General features: G+C 68.8%; 24 protein-coding genes and 1 pseudogene. 14 read left to right on the top strand and 11 right to left on the bottom strand.

The genetic code is table 11. From position 1 onward, the window contains the following. The coding region (locus D474_RS0103135; protein WP_017612143.1) for a stage II sporulation protein M at positions 1-780 on the bottom strand (780 nt) is incomplete at its 3' end. A gap of 116 nt (positions 781-896) precedes the next feature. On the opposite strand from D474_RS0103135, the gene D474_RS0103130 reads away from it, so the two are divergent. Then, positions 897-1769, top strand: coding sequence for an RDD family protein (locus D474_RS0103130; protein ID WP_017612142.1), 873 nt, complete (start codon positions 897-899; stop codon positions 1767-1769). Positions 1770-2050: 281 nt separating this feature from the next. Here the strand turns inward: D474_RS0103130 and ahcY are convergent. Next, positions 2051-3300: pseudogene (gene ahcY / locus D474_RS27475) on the bottom strand (adenosylhomocysteinase). A gap of 277 nt (positions 3301-3577) precedes the next feature. Here ahcY and D474_RS0103120 point away from each other — a divergent pair. From D474_RS0103120 to D474_RS0103100, 5 genes are all read left to right on the top strand, one after another. After that, entirely contained in the window at positions 3578-4099 is a 522-nt protein-coding gene (locus D474_RS0103120; RefSeq protein WP_017612141.1) for a hypothetical protein, read from the top strand. Positions 4100-4204: 105 nt separating this feature from the next. Continuing rightward, positions 4205-4390, top strand: coding sequence for a hypothetical protein (locus tag D474_RS0103115; protein ID WP_152476616.1), 186 nt, complete (start codon positions 4205-4207; stop codon positions 4388-4390). After that, the gene (locus D474_RS0103110; RefSeq protein ID WP_017612139.1) at positions 4387-4572 is read left to right on the top strand and encodes a hypothetical protein; all 186 of its coding nucleotides are present in this window, start codon (positions 4387-4389) and stop codon (positions 4570-4572) included. Before D474_RS0103115 ends, D474_RS0103110 begins: the two co-directional genes overlap by 4 nt. Beyond that, a complete protein-coding gene (locus D474_RS30335) occupies positions 4565-5608 on the top strand; it encodes a DUF2637 domain-containing protein (RefSeq protein WP_026118124.1) in 1044 nt (347 codons plus the stop codon). Before D474_RS0103110 ends, D474_RS30335 begins: the two co-directional genes overlap by 8 nt. A 40-nt stretch (positions 5609-5648) precedes the next feature. Beyond that, positions 5649-5909 (top strand): hypothetical protein, encoded by a 261-nt coding sequence (locus D474_RS0103100; protein WP_017612138.1) that lies wholly within the window; start codon positions 5649-5651, stop codon positions 5907-5909. 154 nt (positions 5910-6063) lie between these two features. Here D474_RS0103100 and D474_RS0103095 read toward each other — a convergent pair whose 3' ends face one another. Beyond that, positions 6064-6255 carry a DUF397 domain-containing protein gene (locus D474_RS0103095; protein ID WP_017612137.1) on the bottom strand — a complete coding sequence of 64 codons (192 nt, stop codon included), beginning with the start codon at positions 6253-6255 and terminating at the stop codon, positions 6064-6066. Positions 6256-6265: 10 nt separating this feature from the next. Further along, positions 6266-7087 (bottom strand): helix-turn-helix domain-containing protein, encoded by an 822-nt coding sequence (locus tag D474_RS0103090; protein WP_026118123.1) that lies wholly within the window; start codon positions 7085-7087, stop codon positions 6266-6268. A gap of 337 nt (positions 7088-7424) precedes the next feature. Here D474_RS0103090 and D474_RS0103080 point away from each other — a divergent pair, with 337 nt between their 5' ends. The 8 genes from D474_RS0103080 to D474_RS32560 all read left to right on the top strand — a co-directional run bounded on the left by D474_RS0103080 (position 7425) and on the right by D474_RS32560 (position 11631). Beyond that, positions 7425-7655 carry a hypothetical protein gene (locus tag D474_RS0103080; RefSeq protein WP_017612134.1) on the top strand — a complete coding sequence of 77 codons (231 nt, stop codon included), beginning with the start codon at positions 7425-7427 and terminating at the stop codon, positions 7653-7655. Next, positions 7655-7873: a hypothetical protein gene (locus D474_RS0103075; protein ID WP_017612133.1), complete on the top strand. Its 219-nt coding sequence runs from the start codon at positions 7655-7657 to the stop codon at positions 7871-7873. The genes D474_RS0103080 and D474_RS0103075 overlap by 1 nt, the downstream gene beginning before the upstream one ends. A gap of 369 nt (positions 7874-8242) precedes the next feature. Next, complete coding sequence (locus D474_RS33810; RefSeq protein ID WP_017612132.1) at positions 8243-8368, top strand: hypothetical protein; 126 nt, start codon at positions 8243-8245, stop codon at positions 8366-8368. Positions 8369-8530: 162 nt separating this feature from the next. Next, positions 8531-9331 carry a radical SAM protein gene (locus D474_RS0103060; RefSeq protein WP_017612130.1) on the top strand — a complete coding sequence of 267 codons (801 nt, stop codon included), beginning with the start codon at positions 8531-8533 and terminating at the stop codon, positions 9329-9331. Positions 9332-9341: 10 nt separating this feature from the next. Continuing rightward, on the top strand, positions 9342-10082 hold the full coding sequence (locus D474_RS0103055; RefSeq protein WP_017612129.1) for an AAA family ATPase: 741 nt from the start codon (positions 9342-9344) through the stop codon (positions 10080-10082). Beyond that, positions 10079-10912 carry a hypothetical protein gene (locus D474_RS0103050; RefSeq protein WP_017612128.1) on the top strand — a complete coding sequence of 278 codons (834 nt, stop codon included), beginning with the start codon at positions 10079-10081 and terminating at the stop codon, positions 10910-10912. Before D474_RS0103055 ends, D474_RS0103050 begins: the two co-directional genes overlap by 4 nt. A gap of 33 nt (positions 10913-10945) precedes the next feature. Continuing rightward, complete coding sequence (locus D474_RS0103045) at positions 10946-11476, top strand: hypothetical protein (protein ID WP_017612127.1); 531 nt, start codon at positions 10946-10948, stop codon at positions 11474-11476. Between the two features lie 17 nt (positions 11477-11493). Continuing rightward, positions 11494-11631 carry a hypothetical protein gene (locus D474_RS32560; RefSeq protein WP_017612126.1) on the top strand — a complete coding sequence of 46 codons (138 nt, stop codon included), beginning with the start codon at positions 11494-11496 and terminating at the stop codon, positions 11629-11631. Between the two features lie 62 nt (positions 11632-11693). Here D474_RS32560 and D474_RS0103035 read toward each other — a convergent pair whose 3' ends face one another. The 7 genes from D474_RS0103035 to D474_RS0103005 form a co-directional block, all read right to left on the bottom strand. Beyond that, a complete protein-coding gene (locus D474_RS0103035) occupies positions 11694-12389 on the bottom strand; it encodes a hypothetical protein (RefSeq protein ID WP_017612125.1) in 696 nt (231 codons plus the stop codon). Continuing rightward, positions 12386-13024 carry a glycosyltransferase family 32 protein gene (locus D474_RS0103030; protein ID WP_017612124.1) on the bottom strand — a complete coding sequence of 213 codons (639 nt, stop codon included), beginning with the start codon at positions 13022-13024 and terminating at the stop codon, positions 12386-12388. The genes D474_RS0103035 and D474_RS0103030 overlap by 4 nt, the downstream gene beginning before the upstream one ends. Beyond that, positions 13021-13269: a hypothetical protein gene (locus tag D474_RS0103025; RefSeq protein ID WP_152476612.1), complete on the bottom strand. Its 249-nt coding sequence runs from the start codon at positions 13267-13269 to the stop codon at positions 13021-13023. Before D474_RS0103025 ends, D474_RS0103030 begins: the two co-directional genes overlap by 4 nt. Continuing rightward, entirely contained in the window at positions 13269-14105 is an 837-nt protein-coding gene (locus tag D474_RS0103020; RefSeq protein ID WP_017612122.1) for a peptidoglycan recognition protein family protein, read from the bottom strand. The genes D474_RS0103025 and D474_RS0103020 overlap by 1 nt, the downstream gene beginning before the upstream one ends. A gap of 541 nt (positions 14106-14646) precedes the next feature. After that, a complete protein-coding gene (locus D474_RS0103015; RefSeq protein WP_239646988.1) occupies positions 14647-14853 on the bottom strand; it encodes a hypothetical protein in 207 nt (68 codons plus the stop codon). A 54-nt stretch (positions 14854-14907) separates the two neighbouring features. Then, a complete protein-coding gene (locus tag D474_RS0103010; RefSeq protein WP_017612120.1) occupies positions 14908-15246 on the bottom strand; it encodes an H-type lectin domain-containing protein in 339 nt (112 codons plus the stop codon). A 15-nt stretch (positions 15247-15261) separates the two neighbouring features. Beyond that, positions 15262-17742, bottom strand: a 2481-nt coding sequence (locus D474_RS0103005) for a hypothetical protein (protein WP_017612119.1), incomplete at its 5' end; no start/stop codon positions are given.

The raw sequence follows: 17742 nt of genomic DNA, 5'->3' as shown, positions 1-17742 counted from the left end.
GGCCATGGCGGCGCGGGCCTCCGCTCCGAAGGCGGCCAGGCGGGTGCGTTCACCGGGCGAGATGATCGTCCAGCCGAGCTTGAGCCCCACACCGCCCGCGACGAAGACCGCGGTCAGCTCCAGCAGGCCGTGCGGCAGGATCAGGGAGAAGAACTCGTCCCCGCGTCCGTGCACGATCATCAACCCGCCGGACGAGCCGATGCCCGCACCGTTGACGGCGAGCACCCCGATCGTCGGCAGGGCGAGGAAGGCGCCGAAGATGATCGCCTGCGCGGCGACCCAGGCGTTGTTGGTCCACACCTGGGCGGAGAACGAGGCACCGGGGTTCTCGGCGTAGTAGTTGGCGAAGTCGTGCTCGACGTACTGCCGCATCCCCTCGGGGGTCTGCATCGCGTTGAGCACCTCGGGGTTGAGCACGACCCATGCGCCGGCCGCGAAGGCGATGAGCAGTGTTCCCAGGCTCGCCCCGATCCACCACCAGCGCAGGCGGTACAGGGTGCCGGGGAACGTACGGGTGAAGAAGCCCGTGAACTCGCCCCACGAGGAGGAGTGCGCGCCGGTCACAGCCGAGCGGGAGCGAGCCACCAGCGCCGACAGCCGGGCGACGAGGTTGGGGTCCTGGCCTGATGAGCGCACCACCGACAGGTGCGTGGAGACGCGCTGGTACAGGTCGACCAGCTCGTCGATCTCCGCGCCCGAGAGCGAACGCCGCCGCCGGACCAGCTCGTCCAGTCGCTTCCACTCCTGGGCGTGTGTCGCCGCGAACACGTCGATATCCACGCTCCGGACCTTACTCGATGGCCGCCGGGGCACGTCCTGCGGGCGGAACGGGGTGCCCGGTGGGCGGGTAGTGTCGTGGGGGACGTGCGCCGCAGAGCCCGAGGGAGCGTGAGTTGGTGTCCTATCCCGGCGGTGGGCCGGTCCACGACGACCCCTACGGATCGACACCCCTGGTCACCGGAGACGCCGTGGTGCTCGAGCTGAAGCCAGCGGGGTTCGCGACCAGGTCCGTGGCCCTCTTCCTCGACGTGCTCGTTCAGGTCATCGCACTGCTGGCGCTCACCATGCTCGGTTCGTGGATGAGCACCGGCCTGGACGATGCGGCGCTGGCCGCCATGTCCCTGGGTGTGACGGTCCTGGTGATCGTGGGGTACCCGACGGCGTTCGAAACGCTCTCGCGCGGCCGGTCCCTCGGCAAACTCGCTCTGGGCCTGCGCGTGGTGGGCACCGACGGGTCACCGGAACGCTTCCGACAGGCGCTGGGCCGTGCGCTCATGTCCGTCGTGGAGGTGTGGATGACCATGGGCACGGTCGCCCTCATCACCTCTCTGGTCAACCGCGACGGCCGCCGCCTGGGCGACTTCGTGGCCGGCACGACCGTGGTGGAGGAGCGCACGGGGCGCCGCCGCAACGAGACGATCAGCATGCCTCCGCAGCTCGAGGGCTGGGCCGCCAACGCCGAGCTCTCCGGGCTCTCCCCCGACACCGCCGCGGACGCGCGCCAGTACGTGCTGCGCTACGACGAACTCGCCCAGCACACCCGGCACGAGCTGGGCATCGAGCTGGCCGAGGCGGTCGCCGCGCAGATCAGCCCGCCCCCGCCCCCGGGTACGTCGCCGCCCTACTTCCTGGCGGCGGTGCTGGCGGAGCGGCGCCGGCGCGGCCTGGGCGCGGAGGTCGAGGGCAACGGCGTGTGGACCCACGGATCCGGCTGGGCGGGCCCCCGTCTCGGTCGGGGCGGAGCGGGCTCGGGCGGGCTCGGCTCCTAGGGTCTGTTCGGTGGAGGCCTTCCGTTGCTCCGGCCGGCTACTGCGCTGCCAGGCGTCCGTCGAGGGCGGTGGCGGTTGACGGGTGGGCGCAGCCAGTGGTGCTGTCGCAAGGCCGAAGCAGGGGTCGGCCCGGATGCCGTCGACCGATGAGAACGCAGCGAGAGTGCCGCTGGGGCGCCGCGCAGCAGGTGATCGGTGTTCACCGAACAGGCCCTGGCTAGAGCCCGGTTCCGGGTTCGGGCCCCACGGGCCGCCGCGGTCCCGTCCCTGTGGTCGGCCCCTCAGACGTGCCAGGAGCGAAGATAGGACTCCTGCTCCGGGGTGAGGCTGTCGATCCAGACCCCGAGCGCGGCCAGCTCGAGCCGGGCGACCTCGGTGTCGGTGGAGTCGGGGACGTCCACGACGCCGGGTTCCAGTTCCCCGTGGTGCTCGGCGATCCAGGCGGTGGTCAGGGCGTGCACCGCGAACGACAGGTCCATGACGGCGGCCGGGTGGCCCTCGGCGGCGCCCAGGTTGACCAGGCGTCCCTCGGAGAGCAGCAGCAGGCGTCGGCCGTCCGTGAGCACGTACTCGTCGGCCTGTTCGCGCACGCCCGGGTTGACCTCGACCGCCATGCGCGCGAGCGAGTCCAGGTCGATCTCGAGGTCGAAGTGGCCGGAGTTGGCGAGCACCGCGCCGTCGCGCATCCGGGCCAAGTGGTGTGGGCCGATGACGTCGCGGTTACCGGTGACGGTGACGAAGACGTCCCCCATGGGCGCGGCCTCGTCCATGGTGGTGACGGTGTAGCCCTGCATGACGGCGTCCAGGGCCTTGACGGGGTCGACCTCGGTGACCACGACCCTCGCACCCATGCCGCGGGCCCGTTCGGCGAGGCCGCGGCCGCAGTACCCGAACCCGGCCACGACCACGGTGCGGCCGGCCATCAGGGCGTTGGTGGCGCGCAGGATCCCGTCGATCGTGGACTGCCCGGTCCCGTAGCGGTTGTCGAACATGCGCTTGGTGGCGGTGTCNGGGCCAGCCGCAGCTCCCCCTCGGCGCTCATACGCCGGAGCCGGATCACGCCCGTGGTGGTCTGTTCACAACCGCCCATCACGTCCGCGAGCAGGTCTGGGCGGGCCACATGCACCGTGTTGACGAGGTCGCACCCGTCGTCGAGCAGCAGGTGGGGCCGTGACTCGAGCACGGTGACGAGGTTGCGGTCGTATGCGGCGGTGTCCATCCCGGCCCAGGCGTACACGCAGACGCCGTACTCCGTCACGAGCGCCGCGGCGGTGTCGTCCTGGGTGGAGAGCGGATTGGAGGCGGCCAGCCACACTTCGGCCCCGCCCGCGCGCAACACACGCATCATGTTCGCGGTCTCGGCGGTCACGTGCATGCACACGGCCACGCGCAACCCCTCCAGGGGGCGTTCCTCCGCGAAGCGTTCCCGGACGCTGCGCAGGACCGGCATGGAGCGTTCGGCCCAGTCGACCCGGCGGACCCCGGCCCCGGAGAGGCCGAGGTCCGCCACCTCGTGTGAGGGCAGTGTCATCTGCTCGCGGGTATCCCTAGTAGCGGTAGTAGCTTCGCTAACCGTCGTGCAAAGCAGGAAATGCAAGGTCACGGTGACCATAGCAGCGACCGTCGTGCGACGGGTAGTGATACCGCCGAACCTTCCACTGAAATGGCAGAAAGACGGCACTACGGAGCTCTCCCGAAGAGCTCCTGCATGAGCTACCTTCAATCGACGACCGCGCACCCGCTCACGCACGGCGTGACCCCGCGGCCCCGCTCAGCCGCTCCACTTTGAAATGAGACCGGAGCTTCCCATGAGCTATCCCCCGAACCACGCCGGCGGCCCCGCCCCTGCCCCGAAGCAGGGCATGTCGACCGGCGCCAAGATCGCCGCCTTCGGGTGCGGCATCCCGGCCGTCCTGCTGGTCCTCCTCATCGGATGCGGCGCCGTGCTGACCGCAGGTGGCGACGACGTCGCCGAGGACACCACCACCGAGGCCGCCGAGGCTGACAGCGACGGCGACGGCGGCACCGAGGAGAACGCTCCGGAGGAAGAAGCCCCCGAAGAGGAGGCACCCGAGGATGACGGCGTCGTTGTCGGCGACGGCATCCACCGCATCGGGGACGACATCCCCGCTGGCGACTACACCACCGCCGGGCCTGAGGCAGACGCCATTGTCCCGAGCTGCTACTACGCCCGCCTCTCGGGGACCAGCGGGGAGTTCGACGAGATCATCGCGAACAACAACACCGAGGGCGCGGCGACCGTGACCGTTGACGAGTCCGACGCCGCGTTGGAGCTCTCCGGCGGGTGCGAGTGGGAGCTGATGGACTGACCCGCCACTGACTCACCCCCACAACGAAACGGCCCCGGCCGGTGCTACCCACACCCGCCGGGGCCTGTCCATCTCCACAGGACCTGAATGAACCCGGAGACGAACGTGAACAGCGTACCCACCCACGGCCTTGCCGCGGACCTCTTCGCCGTCCTCGACGCGCACGGCCACCACTGCCACGACGACGCCGCGCGCGGAGCGGCGATCGCCCTCCTCGGCGACGTTCTCGACGCCTACGAGGGGCGCATCAACTCCGCTCGCCTGTCCCGCACCGAGGGCGGTGCCCAGTGAGCGAGTACACCACCGCTGCCCGCCCGACCACCGGGCTCCTCGCCGACGTGTTCGCCGTCCTCGACGCGCACGGCTACCAACGCGCGCCCGGCCGGGTCCTGTGCGATGCGCTGCCCCACCTCGACGACCTCCTCGCAGGACTCACGGCCACCTACGAGGGGCAGGAGATGCCCGGTGCGTGACGTCCCGCTGTCCTACTACGCGACCATCACCGGGTCCCTGGCGATCGCCGTCGGGCTCGTGGTCGTCTCCTACGGCCACATCCGCACGTTCGCCATCGAGGCCGGCGCGGCCCCGTGGGAGGCCGCGGTCATCGCGGTCACCGTCGACGCGCTCGTGGTGTTGTCCATCGCAGCGATCGGCCACGCTCGCAGCGTCGGCCACACGCCCCCGGCCATGGCCAAAATCGCTCTAGTGGTGGGGATCGTGGCCACGACGGGGGCGAACGTGCACCACGGTCTCGGCTACGGGTGGGCGGGCATCGTGGTCAGCCTGTGGGTGCCGGTGGCCGCCGAGCTCGCGTACCAGTTGGCCATGTCCGCTGTCCGGATCGGCGCGCACGGCCACCAACCGGGGGAGACCCGCCCGGCCATCTGTGGTGGCCGGATGATCCACGTGGCCACGGTCATGTCCCGCGTGGCCGCCGCCCGTGCGGTGGCCGAGGAACAGGTCGAGCGCGAGGCCTCGGCCGTGTCCGCACGTCCGGTCATCTGTGGCCGGACGGTGCCGGTAGCCACCCTGACCAGGACGGCCCTCTTGGCCGCGCTGGACACGCGTCCGGTCATCTGCGGCACCACCGTGTCCGCAGGCACCCTCGCGGACACCTTGCCGACGAGGGAGGAGGCGCCGGTCATCTGCCACCAGGTGGCCACCGTCGAGGAGCTGGTCGCGCCGCTGTCGGGCGTCCGGCCGATGATCTGCGGCGGACACCTGGTGTCCGCGGTCGAGGTCCTTGCCCCTGTCCGCGCCGCCGTACCGAGAGCCCCATCCCCGGTGGCCGTGTCCGCCCCGACTTCCGTGGCCACCGGTGAGCGCGAGGACGCGGTCATGGAGTGGCTGACCGACCCGGCCACCGAGGTGGCCGTGGACACGGCCACGGGCGCGGACATCGTCGAGTTGCTGGCCGGGACCGGCCACGGCCCGGTGTCCGAACGCACCGGCCGCCGCATCCTGTCCGCGGTCCGAGCGGCCATGGCCGACACCCCCGTGGCCGCGTAGGTCCTTAGCCGGTGGCCACACCGGTGTGAGGATCGCGGACATGGACCCCGAGTACCGCCCGGCGCTCTCGACCGTCCCGCCCGTGGTGCGTGCGCGCACTGCGGGCGGACTCGTCTACCTCCTGGCTTGGGTGCACACCTCGGGCGGGCTCCGGGCGCGGATCACGTGGGTAGAGCAGTGGCGCGACTCCCCTGAGACATGGCGGTGGGAGGTCGCCGAGATCCCCGCCGGCGAAGTGTCCGAGGTGGCCGGGCAGGTCTACTCCGGCGTGCCGCGCGAGACCCGAGGTGAAGGGGCGTAGAGTCCCAGGTGGCTCGTCGCCGCCACTGGCCCGGCGTAGCGTGCGCGCCGGGCCTTTCCGGTATCTCGCCCGAACCGGTAGACTCCCGGTGGGAAATGCATTGGGTATGCATGCGTGAGGCCCCGGTCAACGACCGGGGCCTCTTCGTGTGGGTCTACTTGCGAACGATGCCGAGCAGTGCAGACCACTCGGCGGACTCGAACACGAGGTGCCCATGCTCGCGGTGCTGGGTGTCGCGGACGGCGGTACCGTTCGGCAAGTCGCCGACCTCGACACAGTTCTGGTCGCGAGCGCCGCTGTAGCTGGACTTGCGCCACGACTTGGGGTCGGTGTGGGAAATGCTCATGGGTGCTCTCTTACGTCGGTTCGATCAACGACCGGATCAGGTCTCGGGAGTCCTCCACCGACATGGCGGTGGCTTGGATATGCCGCCACAGGGTCTCGTAAGCCTCGATCTGGTGAGGCTCTTCGAGGTAAAGCTCATCAGACCAGGTCGACACGTAGACCGCCGAGGGGTCGGTGCCCGGGAAGTCCAAGATCACGAACGGGGCGGTGAGCGCGGCGTGCGGACCCGCGCTGTCTGGGAGCACCTGTATGCCCAGACGCGGGCTCTGCACATCGAGCAGGTGTTCAAGCTGGCCTTTGGGGCTCTTCCTCAGGGCTGCCTCGTCGACGATAGCCCAGTACAGAGGGGCATCGGGCCCGGAAATGACTTGCTTTCGGATCATCCGAGCCTGTGCTCGTCGATCGAGTTCGTCCTCGTCGGTGACCCCTCCGGAGCGGATCACGGCACGCGCGTACTCCTCGGTCTGGAGTAGTCCGGGGATGGCCAACGCCTCGAACGTCCTGATCGAACGGGTCTCGGCCTCCAGGCCGACGAACGTGCCGCTGCCGAGCACGTCCGAGTAAGACACCCACCAGCCCGGGACCCGGGCTTGCTTCACCAAGGCGAGGAACTCATCCCGCCGCTCGGCGTCGGTCACCTCATAGATGTCGAGGAGGTCCTCGATGTCGCGCCGGTTGGGCCGCTTCCACTGGTTCTGCTCGATGTGGGTGAGCTTCCCCCGCGACCACCCGAGTTCCTTGGTGACGTGCTGTGCAGTGAACCCCTTCCCTTCGCGTAGCTCCCTGAGGAGGTTCGAGAGGCGCCGGCGGCGCACTGTGGGGCTTCCGGACACGTCAGGACTCCTTTGGGCTCGGCTTCTCCTCGCCGATCCTACTGGGAACTTCGCATGATGGGACATTTCTCCGTCCGCCAATCTTGCAGGTGAGGGGCCAAGAGAAAGCTACCGCACACAGTATTGACTTTGGCATTGCAATTTCGGCGGCCAATGACGATGATGGTCCCACCCAATGCAGTCGCCGGGCTTCCCACCCGGCACCCACTTGGAGGTGTGCGCCATGCGCTACCGACCGACCCGTTCCCGCCGGGTGCGGGCCTACGTGCACCAACCCGGCGAGTTCGCCGCACTGGCTGAACTGGTTCGGATCCTGCTCACTCGGGGGGCGGTGTGAATGGCCGCCACCGCACCCCCCACCACGACCGCCTCGGCTGATCCCGAGCTCGCTGCCCTCGTCGCCGCCCACGGGACCGGTTGGGACATCACCCGCTACGCCGACCACGGCGGCGCCCCCGGCGCCTTCCACGCCGTCCGGCACGACCCCCGCCCTGCCCTTCAGGGCCTGCGGGCGGCCACCGCCGCCGAGCTCCACGCCGCGATCGAGTGCGCGGAGGCGATGCCCTGATGACCGAGGACCCCGTGCTCGACTACCTCCAGCGCACCTACGGCAAGCACTGGCGGATCTGGCGAACCCCGAACTGGTGGATGGCCAACCCCCGACGTTCGGGAACCGGTGTCACCCCGACGCTGATGGAGCCCACTCCACAGGCATTGGAGGCACGCCTCCACGAGCCCGGCGAGGCGATCGGTCAGGGGGTGGTCCCGTGGCCGAGGAGCTGCTGACTGTTCCGGCCGACCGCCCGCTCCCGAGGCGCATGGTCGTGCGTCCCTACGTGCTCGACGAGGAACACCGGCGCCGCCGGTGGGAGGCACGCGTGGCCACAGGCAGCACCGAAGCACTCAACCTCGCCGTACTCATCGAGATCGCCGAGCCAATCCCGGCCGCTGCCTNGTGGGGGTCGGCGCAGGGGCGCCCGCCCGGACGCTCTCAGGGAAACCCCCCGGGCGGGCGCCTCCCACACACACGGGTGCGGCCGGCGACAACACACAACGCCCCGACTCCCCAGACGGGGCCACGGTCGCACCCACAACCCCCCGCCCCCGCTCGCCGAAGCCGGGGCGCCTAAGCCCTTCCGGAGAGGAGAGACCGCGATGAAGACCTACGACGCCGACGACCCGAACGCGAACAACAACCTCAACAACGACGAGAAGGCCGCGCAGGCAGAGGCGGACCGACGCGCCCGCGAGCGCCGCGAAGCCGAGAAGAACGGCAAGTAGACCTCCCCCGCGTGCCCGGTGCGTTCACCCGGGCGCGCGGGGGAACCACAAGGACGGCCCCCACCCCGAGAGGAACCTCTTCGTGACGACCCCCCAAGCGACCACGACCCCCGAGACGTCGGTTCCCCCGTTGCGCTTCGTCTGGCTGGAGATCACCGGCAAATGCCAACTGTCCTGCACCCANNNCCCAGCCCCGCCGATGACTGGCGCCGCACCATCGACCAGGTCGCCGAGGCCGGCGCCGGTCTCGTGCAGTTCATCGGGGGCGAACCCACCCTGCACCCCGACCTGTCCGACCTGATCGACCATGCCCTTGGGTGCGGCCTCGAAGTCGAGGTGTTCAGCAACCTCGTGCACGTCCCCGCCCCGTTGTGGGAGGTGTTCGAGCGCCCCGGCGTTCGTCTCGCCACGTCGTGGTACTCCGACGACCCGGCCGAGCACGAGAAGATCACCAAGCGCCCCACCCACGCGCGCACCCTGTCCAACATCACCGAAGCCCGGCGCCGCAACATCCCCTTGCGCGCCGGTCTCATCGGCGTTCTGGAGTCCCAGCGCAGCGACCAGGCGCGCGCCCAGCTCGACACCCTCGACCTTGGCGAAGTGCGCTATGACGACCTGCGCGGGGTCGGCCGCGGCGCCGCTACCGAGGCCGAGCCGGACACCTCGGTTCTGTGCGGCCGGTGCGCACACGGCAACCTCGCCGTCGCGCCTGACGGTCAGGTCTGGCCGTGTGTCTTCACCCGCTGGCTTCCGGTGGGGTCCGTGCTGGAACAGTCCTTGAACGAGATCATGACCAGCGACCGAATGGCTACCGTGGTGGGACAGCTCGAAGCTGACTTCACCGAAGCCTCTGGGTGCGTACCCAAGATGTGCGACCCGCAGTGCGGCCCCTCGTGCAGCCCGGCATGCAACCCGACCGGCACGTGCACACCGGCCGGTGGGTGCGCGCCGGACTACAAGTAAGGAAGCACGCGTGTTCGTCCAAGGGATCGACATCCCCACCGGGCTCGACGCCCCGGACCCGGCCGAGTGGCCGTACTCAGTCCCGTCCGTGGGCGGCCTGCTCTCCGAACCACTGGAGCTGCGGGCGCCGGTCACGTTCCTGGTCGGTGAGAACGGGTCTGGAAAGTCGACCCTGGTCGAGGGGATCGCCGAAGCCTACGGACTCGACGCACGCGGCGGCAGGGCCGGACGCAAGTACGCCAACAACCGCCCCAAGGGTGTCTTGGGCGAGCGGCTACGCCTGGATCTGACCCAACGCGGCGCCCGACACATGAGTGCCGGGCGCCGCGCCCGCAAGGGCTACTTCCTGCGCGCCGAAACCACGTTCGGCCTCGCCGAAGCCGTCTCGGGCATGCACGGCTACTGGGATGAGAACCTCGCCGAGCACTCGCACGGCGAGGGGTTCCTGATCATCCTTCAAACCATGTTCGACAAGCCGGGCCTGTACCTGATGGACGAACCCGAAGCTGCTCTCAGCTTCATGTCGTGCCTGCGCCTGGTCGGCCTCATGCACGACCTCGCCGAGTCCGGATCGCAGATCATTTGCGCCACCCACAGCCCGATCCTGTCCGCCCTGCCGGGTGCCGACGTGATCGAGGTCGGCGACCACGGGGCGCGCCGCACCACGTGGAACGAGTTGGAGATGGTCGATCACTGGCGCCGCTACATGTCCGACCCCGGCCGCTACCTTCGTCATATCGTCGACCCATGACCACCGCCCGCGACCTTGCCGACCAGCGCCACCGCGCGCACATGCGCGAACTCCTCGACCAAGCCGCCGGCGGGTTCGGCCTGGACCTGGTCGGGGAACCGGTGTTCGGGTGGCATGACCGCACCATCGGCGCGCCCGCCCGCGGTCCGGGCGGTGACCGGTGGGTGCGGGTGACCAGCGAGTTCCCCGCGTGGGCGCACGGGGAGTTCTGGACCGGCAACGCCGACGCCTCCGCACTCACCGGGGTTGCCCGCCCCGAGGTGGTCGAGGTCGCCGAGTGGGACGACCCGCCCCGGCGGGTGCGCGCCGAGGCTGCAACCCTTCTTCCCGGGCGGGTGTGCTCGCCGACGCCCTTCCTCTCCGAGGCACCCGAGACGAGCGCTCGATGGTGGGTGGACCTGCGCGGCGCACTCGACCGGTTGGCCGAACAGGACACGGACCGGGTCGCCGTCGACCAAGACACCATCACGCGGCGCCTGGTCGTATTCTTCGGCGACGCCATCGACCCCACCGTGCAGAAGTGGACCACCGCTCACGCTGACCTGCACTGGAACAACGTCCTCGGCCCGGACCTGGGAATCCTGGACTGGGAGAGCTGGGGACGGGCGCCGGCCGGACTCGACGCCGCAGCGCTGTACTGCCACAGCCTCACCCACCCGGCCACCGCCGAACAGGTGCGCGAGGTGTTCGCCGACCAGCTCGACACCCCCGACGGGGTGCGCGCACAGCTCTACGTGATCGCCCGCCTGCTGCTGCGCATCGAACGCGGAGACGACCCAGCGGTGGCGCCGCTGTTGCACCGGCGGACCCGCGAACTACTGAACGGGTGACGACATATGGGCTTTTGGCAGGGCGCGCGTGTGATGGAGATTCGACCGGCAGTCGCCGACGACGCCGAGGGCATCGAGCACATGGTGGCCCAGCGCGTGCGGTGGTTGGAGGAGCGCGGCGTCGAGGTGAGCAGCCGAGCCGCGGCGGCCATGGCCGAACAGGCCGGCGACGCAGAGACCCCGAACTGGGTTCTACTCGACGACGACGGCACCGTCGTGGGGTGCACGACCACCTACACCGAGTCGCCCGCGTGGGCATTCACCGAAGAGGAACAGGACCTATCTGCGCTCTTCCTGGCCTCGACGTGGACCACCCCGAACGACCGGCGGCTCGGGTGGATCGTGGCCCGATGGGCCCTCGACCACGCCGCCCAGAGTGGCCACCGGGAAGTACGGCGAGGGACATTCGCCCCGGAGCTGGTCCGCTACTACTCCCACGTGCAGGGGTGGTCAGTCCTGCGGGAAGTCGAACGCCGGGGCAAGGTGTGCACGTTCCTGACCCGGTCGGCGGAGGTGCGTCCTGACCTGGACAACCTGCTCTCCGGCCGGATCACCCGAGCCTGACCGGGTACACCCTGTGCATGGATGATGACCCCCTGACCCGGGATGATCAGGCCCGCCTCGCGGAGATCCTCGACGCTGTCGGCCCAGAGGGCGCGTACCTCATCGCTGAGTACCTCGGGATCGACCTCGACGCGGACGACGACACCGAGTCCTGACACGACGAAACCGCCCCCGCCCCACCGAGTGGTGGAGCGGGGGCGGTCGTTGTCCGGGGAACTCAGGCAGGTTCGGTATGCAGGACCGGGAGCCCGGCCGGCGGGGTGCGTGCCCAGTCGACGGACAGGGCACTGTGGTCCTCTCCGAGGAACCGGTGGGCCACCCTCCTGTGGCCGCGGTCGTTGCCGCACAGCGAAGCCCCGTCCTGGTGTTCCACGAGGGAGGGAACGGTGTACCAGGTGCGCCACCGGAGCCGGTCCCTGTAGAACCGACCGATCCTCATGTCGTAGGGCATGCGACTCTTCGACGAGTGCGAGCACCACTTGAGCATGTCCGGGATGGTGGCCACGGGGGCGAGGATGGCGACGCCCCAGCACAAGGAACGCGTCGTCATCCACGCGTCGCCGCGCACCGTGGCGCGGGACAGAGCCCGGCGGATGTGGGTTTGGTTCGGCCGCCCGGTGCCGGTGTACGCGGACACTAGGCCCTCGGGGCCGATCTGGTCGAGGGCCTTCTCCAGTCCGGCGAGCAGGTCACGGGAGACGAGCGCGTCATCCTGGATCACCATGTGGAAGTCAGCCGAAGAGTCGTGTGCTTCCCACGCCCGCCGGCCTGTGCGCCACCGCTGCCGGGGATCCCGGGACGGCTCGGGCGCCTCGTCGTAGACGATCCCCACGTCCCGATCCAGGGCGTCGCGCACCCGCTGGGCGCTGTCCCTGCGCACGGGGTGGGCCATGATTGTGGCGGACAGCCTCACGCGACCACCTCCCCCTCGACCTGCTTGGTCTTGTTCCACCAGTGGTGACGGGTGTACGCGCCCTCGACCGTCGGCCGGTTCCTGGCGTCGAGCTCGGACCAGTGGAACGGGTACACCTTCTCCTTCGGGAGGATGGTGAGTTCGGGGTGTCGCCGGGCGGTGCGAGTCAGATAGTGCGCACCGATCTGCCGGTTCGACCGTGCCCGCGGCTGTGCAAGCACCGAGGCGCGGAGCCCGGCGAGGATGTCCCCCATCCACGCGGACCCGGCGACACTGCCCATGAACGCGTTGTTCAGGTAGCCGCGGCCCTCCTCGGCGATGAACGCGGTGTTGTCGAGGAGGTCATCGACCGGACGGAGAGGCTCAAGGTCGCAGTCGACGTACACCCCGCCGTAGGTCTGCAGGATCCGGTACCGGGCGAGGTCCGACCTCCACTGCCACACGTGAGACTTCGGGCTGTAAATCTCGGGGTGCTCGTACAGGTCCTGGTGGCCGCCGAGGTCCGGTGTTGTCTCGGGGGTCCACAAGCGAAACTCCCACGATGGGTGCAGGCGCCGCCACTCGTCGAGGTAGGCGACCAGGTGGGGCGGCATCTGCGGGCCACCCCACCAGGCGTGCAAGATGCGTGGGATCACCCGCGGCCCCGTTCGAGGTAGCGGTCGAGCTTCCGGTGGACCCATGCCCCGACCGCCATCAGAGCGCCGGTGCCGGCGGTCGTGGCGACTGTGGCCAGGGTCAGAGCGTCGCCGTCGCCGACGAGCTGGGTTACGGCGGTGGCCGCACCGACGACCGCGGTCACAGCGAGGGCCTGGAGGAGAGTTCGCCATGTGCGGGTGGCGGCGTCGTCGGGAGCCGGTGCAGGCCCGGTGTGCTCGCCCATCAGCACGCCCCCTCGGTCAGGTCGAGGCCGTCGAGGGCGCGCTCGATGTCGCGCTTGACCACCGCGCGACGGATCTGCGCGGCGGCCGGGCCGGACACGGACGCACCCGAGCTGGCGCCGGAGCCCACGTACTGCCGGGCGGCGAGAACGGCATCTTCGGTGCCCTGCCCGTAATCTCCGTCGACGCCGTCCTCGCGGGGGCCGTATGGGCCGAGCAGGTCCGCGAATCCGGCATGCCTAAGGCTGGTCTGCAAGCTCTCCACACGAGCGCCCTTGTCGCCACGGCTGAGTCCGAGCATTTCCTCATCTCCTTCGCTGGTGATGGCGCCCGGGGCGCCGGTGAACGTGCCGTCCTGCACCATCCGGTACGCCCGGTCGCCGGGGCAGGAGGTGGCGGTGAAGTCGCGGTGTCCGAGCACGGTGCCGGCGTTGCCGTGGTCGTCCATGAGCCACCGGCGCAGCTCGCGCACGGCGTTGATCTGGTCGTCGGTGATGGCGTCGTTGGGGCCGGTTGCCAGCGTCACCGAGTAGTGCGTGCGGTTCCCGCCGGGCTGTGCGGCCTGTTCCCGGCCGAGGCCGCGGCCCTCGATGACGTAGCCATGGCTGCAACTCAGCCAGCTGTAGCCCACGTCCGCCCACCCGCGCTGCGGGCCCATGTGGAAGGAGCGGGTGTTGCGCCAGTAGGTCAGACAGTCCGCGTGCGGCTTGTTGGCGAGGTTCTGGTCGCTGCTGTCGTAGTGGACCACCAGCCCCGACCGGGGCGTGGCCGAGTTTCCACCGCTGGTGGATGGCCACCCCAGGTCAGACCGGGTGACGTAGTTCGTGGGTTGGTCCACGGGGCCTCCAGACATGACGAAGCCCCGCGCTCGGCGGGGCTGGAGATGAAGAAAAAATTCTCAGCGCGTTTGCCCATGGATTCGAGCAGGCTGAAGAGTCCGGGCGACGAATCATCGTGACACGGTCGCCGCGATCAGATGATTCTTAGGTCTGAGGTTTTCGATATTGAAAACTCAGAGCTCGGCGAGATGCTATACCTGGGATGTGGGATCTGATCTCAACCGTCATCACGCCGGCAGATGATGGTTGCGCCGTGTTGGCTCACCGGCGCGGTGCCTGAGAGAAGGGAGATCAGTGACTCACAACAAGAAAAAATGGTGGGAGAACCCCGGAATTTGGCGCTTCGCTGCGGCGTTGGCGCGACTCCTCTCGGAGCTTCTCCGCCAGTGGTGAGACCTCATCTCACGCGCACGTGAGATGAGGCCCCGAGCAAGCCCCCGGTGTCCGCTGCCATGGCCTCCGGGGGTCTTGCTTTCAATATGAGTACATCAGTAGCTGACATGAATATAACAAACTGTCATGTCGTTTTCAATCTGATACTCATGCGAACGCACTCACAACCGCGGCAACGGCTGCGATGATCGCTGAGAACGCACTGACCGGAAGTGCGTAGCGCCACGCTTCCAGAGCGCGGATCCTCTGCTCGTGGTCGCGGAGCTGGGCGCGGGTCACCTCCTGGTGAGTGATCGCAGTGCTCAGCTTCCCGCTCATCTCCCGCAGTTCCCCGTACAGGTCCGCGGCCGTCACGGTGTGCCCAAGGATGGGGCGGGTCTCTCTGTTATTGGGCAACGTCAGCCCCTCTCATAGGTCGGGCCTGCCGATGGCCAACCAATCCACGTTGGTGGAGGTTTCGTTGGACCGGGCGATCACGATGGTGAAACCGTCGGTGGACACGTCGGTGTACGTGGCCTCGATGAACGTGCCACCAGGCACCGAGGTGCGGGCGGTCACCTGAATCGTGGGGATCTCGGCGAAGGGAACATCGAACGTGATGTCCGCTCGGCCTCGGTAGTACGAGGAGCCGAGGGCTCCGCTACCGACACTGGTGTCGGGCATGACGTTCACCAGCCCGAACTGGACTCCGCTGCGGAGCTTCTGGGCGGTGATGATCTCTCCGGCACGCCACTGGTAGAGCGACACGGGCACCTCCTTCTCTCATAGGGCGGCGGTGGCCGGGTAAGCCAGCCGCACAGCGGTGCCGGCGGCGTGGGTTTTGACCACGTCGTTGATGGCGCGCTCGACCTCGACTGACTGGCCGACTGACTCACCGGTCCCGACGATGCCGGTCACGCGCATGATCTCTCCTCCGACGGTGATGTCGAACGGGAAACAGCCGGGGCGGGTGTCACTGGTGACCCATGCGGGTCCGCGGGTGGTCGACACGATGAGCAGCGTTTCGGTCTCGTCGAGGCCGTAGTCGATCTCAGCCCCGGCCGTGTCGGCGCGCATCGGCGCATCCGGCGGTGCCTCAACCTCCTCCTCGCCGATCTTCCCGACCTGCCACGGTGACGCCGGTGTACAGGTCAGGGTGATCTCCCACTGGAACAGGCCGATGTGTTCCTCGTAGCCCTGCACGATGAGGTCGAGCGCGCGCTCCTGCGTCCACTCCGGTGGGTTCAGGATGCGGACCCGGTCGCCGGCGTCGAGGGCGAGGACGTCCTCCACCCGGGATGAAAGCCGCGGGTTGGCGAGGTTCAGGTGAATGACCGGCCACCGCAGCTCGTCGACTGTGCCCAGGCGGAGTCTCCACCCGGCCTGGTCGTCGACCTGACTGTCGGTGGCCAGGGACAGGGTGACGCTCTCGTCGTAGCGGCCAACGCGGGCCACGCCGAGGGGGCCGTCGGTGTCCTCGACCTGCACAGCGATGCCGGAGGACCTCTGCACCTCGACGTCGTTGCGGAGCGCCTGGTCGTCGTCCTCGGGCTCCATCGGCGGGGAGATCTCCCCACCCGCGTAGTCGAGGATGAGGGCGGGCTTCGCGTTGTACATCTGGTCCCGACCCCGGTAGGTGAGCGCCAGGCTCGCCCGGTCCTCCCCGGGTGACCCGAGGTCGGATGCCGTCGCCTCCTCGACGACGTCGAGGAATGTGCCCTCCTGCTCGGGGCCGAGCCGTTCACCGGCGATGCCGCTCACCAGAACAGGAACGTCGAAATCGTTTGCCATTCGCGTGAGCCGGAGTCGCGCTGTCTCGCCGTCCCACCCAGCAGACGCGTCCATGTAGTGGTAGACGTTGTGGCTTCCCCATACGACGACGTGGCCGATACTGAGTCCCTCAAGTTCAGGCCCGATCGTCGCCATGATCGCAGTTGGTGCACCCGGCGGCCCGGAATACGATTGCGGCTGAGTCAGGACCGATTCAGTCGTCCCAACCTCAACAAAGGTCCTCCGGATCGACACCTCGGTGGACGTACCATTCGGGGCGGCCCGAATAGCTATGCGCCTCCAGCCACCCCACAGCGCCGACGCAGACACCTGCGTCCCGGAGATTTCATCCCCGTCAGGAGAGAACAGCCGCCACCGCAGCGACACGCTGGGGGCCTCCTCGTCCCCGATGTTGATGAAATCAGCGGTCGCCCGGATCTCCGTCGAATCGATCGAGAGAAAATCCGCCTGGTTGTCGTCATCGGAAGTCCACGGCGTGATCTCCGGCTCATCCGGGAAATGCACCAACGCATGCACTTCCCAACCCAGCGCGTCGACATACGGGATTGGTCCCGACATTGTCGCGCCGGAAGCCCCCACCGTCGGTAGCGGCCGTGAAGCGTCCAAAGAATCGTCTTCGGAGAAATGCAGACCCGTTATCCGCATCGGCTCTACACCAGGAGTCGGGGAATTCGCGAAACGAGCGGTACGGCCTTCCTCCATAGGCCAATACGCAACCGGAAGGAACGAGGGGACGGCGCGGCGTGTCACCGACCGGATCGGTTTCGATCCCTGTCCGAGACGACGCAGGATCCCGGACGCCTCGATGGGCGCGGTCACATCCACGTCGGCGACGTCCCACCGAGACGGCCACGAGGACACCTCGCCGGTGAACCTCACCACGTGCGGCAATTCCTGTTGCCGCAGGTTGCGTACACGGAGGTCACGGACAGAGATGACCGACGGGTCGGTATCGAAAGCCTGGTTGGTAATGGTTGCTCGGAACCCGAACGCACCTTGTTCATACCCCGTGTCGTGTGCCTGCGCGTGCCACACCTCAGGTTCGGGAGACCCGTCCGGCCACACGCGAATACGAAGCTCGGGACCGACCGCTTGGGCCCGCACCCGCACCCACTCGCCCGGTGTGTACTCCATGCCGGGGATGGGCGCTCGAACCGGTGTCAGATTGGAGCCGGTGCCGTCATCCATCCGGCTGATGTCGGGGACGATGTGGGGGCCGCGCCCGGCGTCGACTCTCCACGCCACGCTGATCCGGTACCCGGACTCGGATGAGCCGCCGGCGTCCATGGTGCGTCCGGCGAGACTGAGGTAGGTGGCCCCACCGGCCTCTCCACGGGGCGGAGTGTCAAGACGCACCTCGCACGTGACGTCGAAATCGGTGAGGTCGGCGTCGTGCGCGTACACGGCGCGAGCGTCAGCGATGGTATCGAGGGCGATGTGCCCGGCCCCGCCCTCGACCGAGTACGACCCGTC

The organism is Nocardiopsis salina YIM 90010 (genome assembly GCF_000341025.1).
Lineage (GTDB): Bacteria > Actinomycetota > Actinomycetes > Streptosporangiales > Streptosporangiaceae > Nocardiopsis > Nocardiopsis salina.
The sequence above is the reverse complement of the archived record's forward strand: the minus strand, read 5'-3'. Positions and strand labels throughout refer to the sequence as shown.

What these genes read in the sequence shown, in the direction of transcription:
- D474_RS0103050 (WP_017612128.1), top strand. Translation starts at nt 10,079, where the DNA reads ATGACCACCGCCCGCGACCTTGCCGACCAGCGCCACCGCGCGCACATG.
- D474_RS32560 (WP_017612126.1), top strand. Translation starts at nt 11,494, where the DNA reads ATGGATGATGACCCCCTGACCCGGGATGATCAGGCCCGCCTCGCGGAG.
- D474_RS0103045 (WP_017612127.1), top strand. Translation starts at nt 10,946, where the DNA reads ATGGAGATTCGACCGGCAGTCGCCGACGACGCCGAGGGCATCGAGCAC.
- D474_RS0103025 (WP_152476612.1), bottom strand. Translation starts at nt 13,269, where the DNA reads ATGGGCGAGCACACCGGGCCTGCACCGGCTCCCGACGACGCCGCCACC.
- D474_RS0103100 (WP_017612138.1), top strand. Translation starts at nt 5,649, where the DNA reads ATGGACCCCGAGTACCGCCCGGCGCTCTCGACCGTCCCGCCCGTGGTG.
- D474_RS0103075 (WP_017612133.1), top strand. Translation starts at nt 7,655, where the DNA reads ATGACCGAGGACCCCGTGCTCGACTACCTCCAGCGCACCTACGGCAAG.
- D474_RS0103095 (WP_017612137.1), bottom strand. Translation starts at nt 6,255, where the DNA reads ATGAGCATTTCCCACACCGACCCCAAGTCGTGGCGCAAGTCCAGCTAC.
- D474_RS0103080 (WP_017612134.1), top strand. Translation starts at nt 7,425, where the DNA reads ATGGCCGCCACCGCACCCCCCACCACGACCGCCTCGGCTGATCCCGAG.
- D474_RS0103120 (WP_017612141.1), top strand. Translation starts at nt 3,578, where the DNA reads ATGAGCTATCCCCCGAACCACGCCGGCGGCCCCGCCCCTGCCCCGAAG.
- D474_RS33810 (WP_017612132.1), top strand. Translation starts at nt 8,243, where the DNA reads ATGAAGACCTACGACGCCGACGACCCGAACGCGAACAACAACCTCAAC.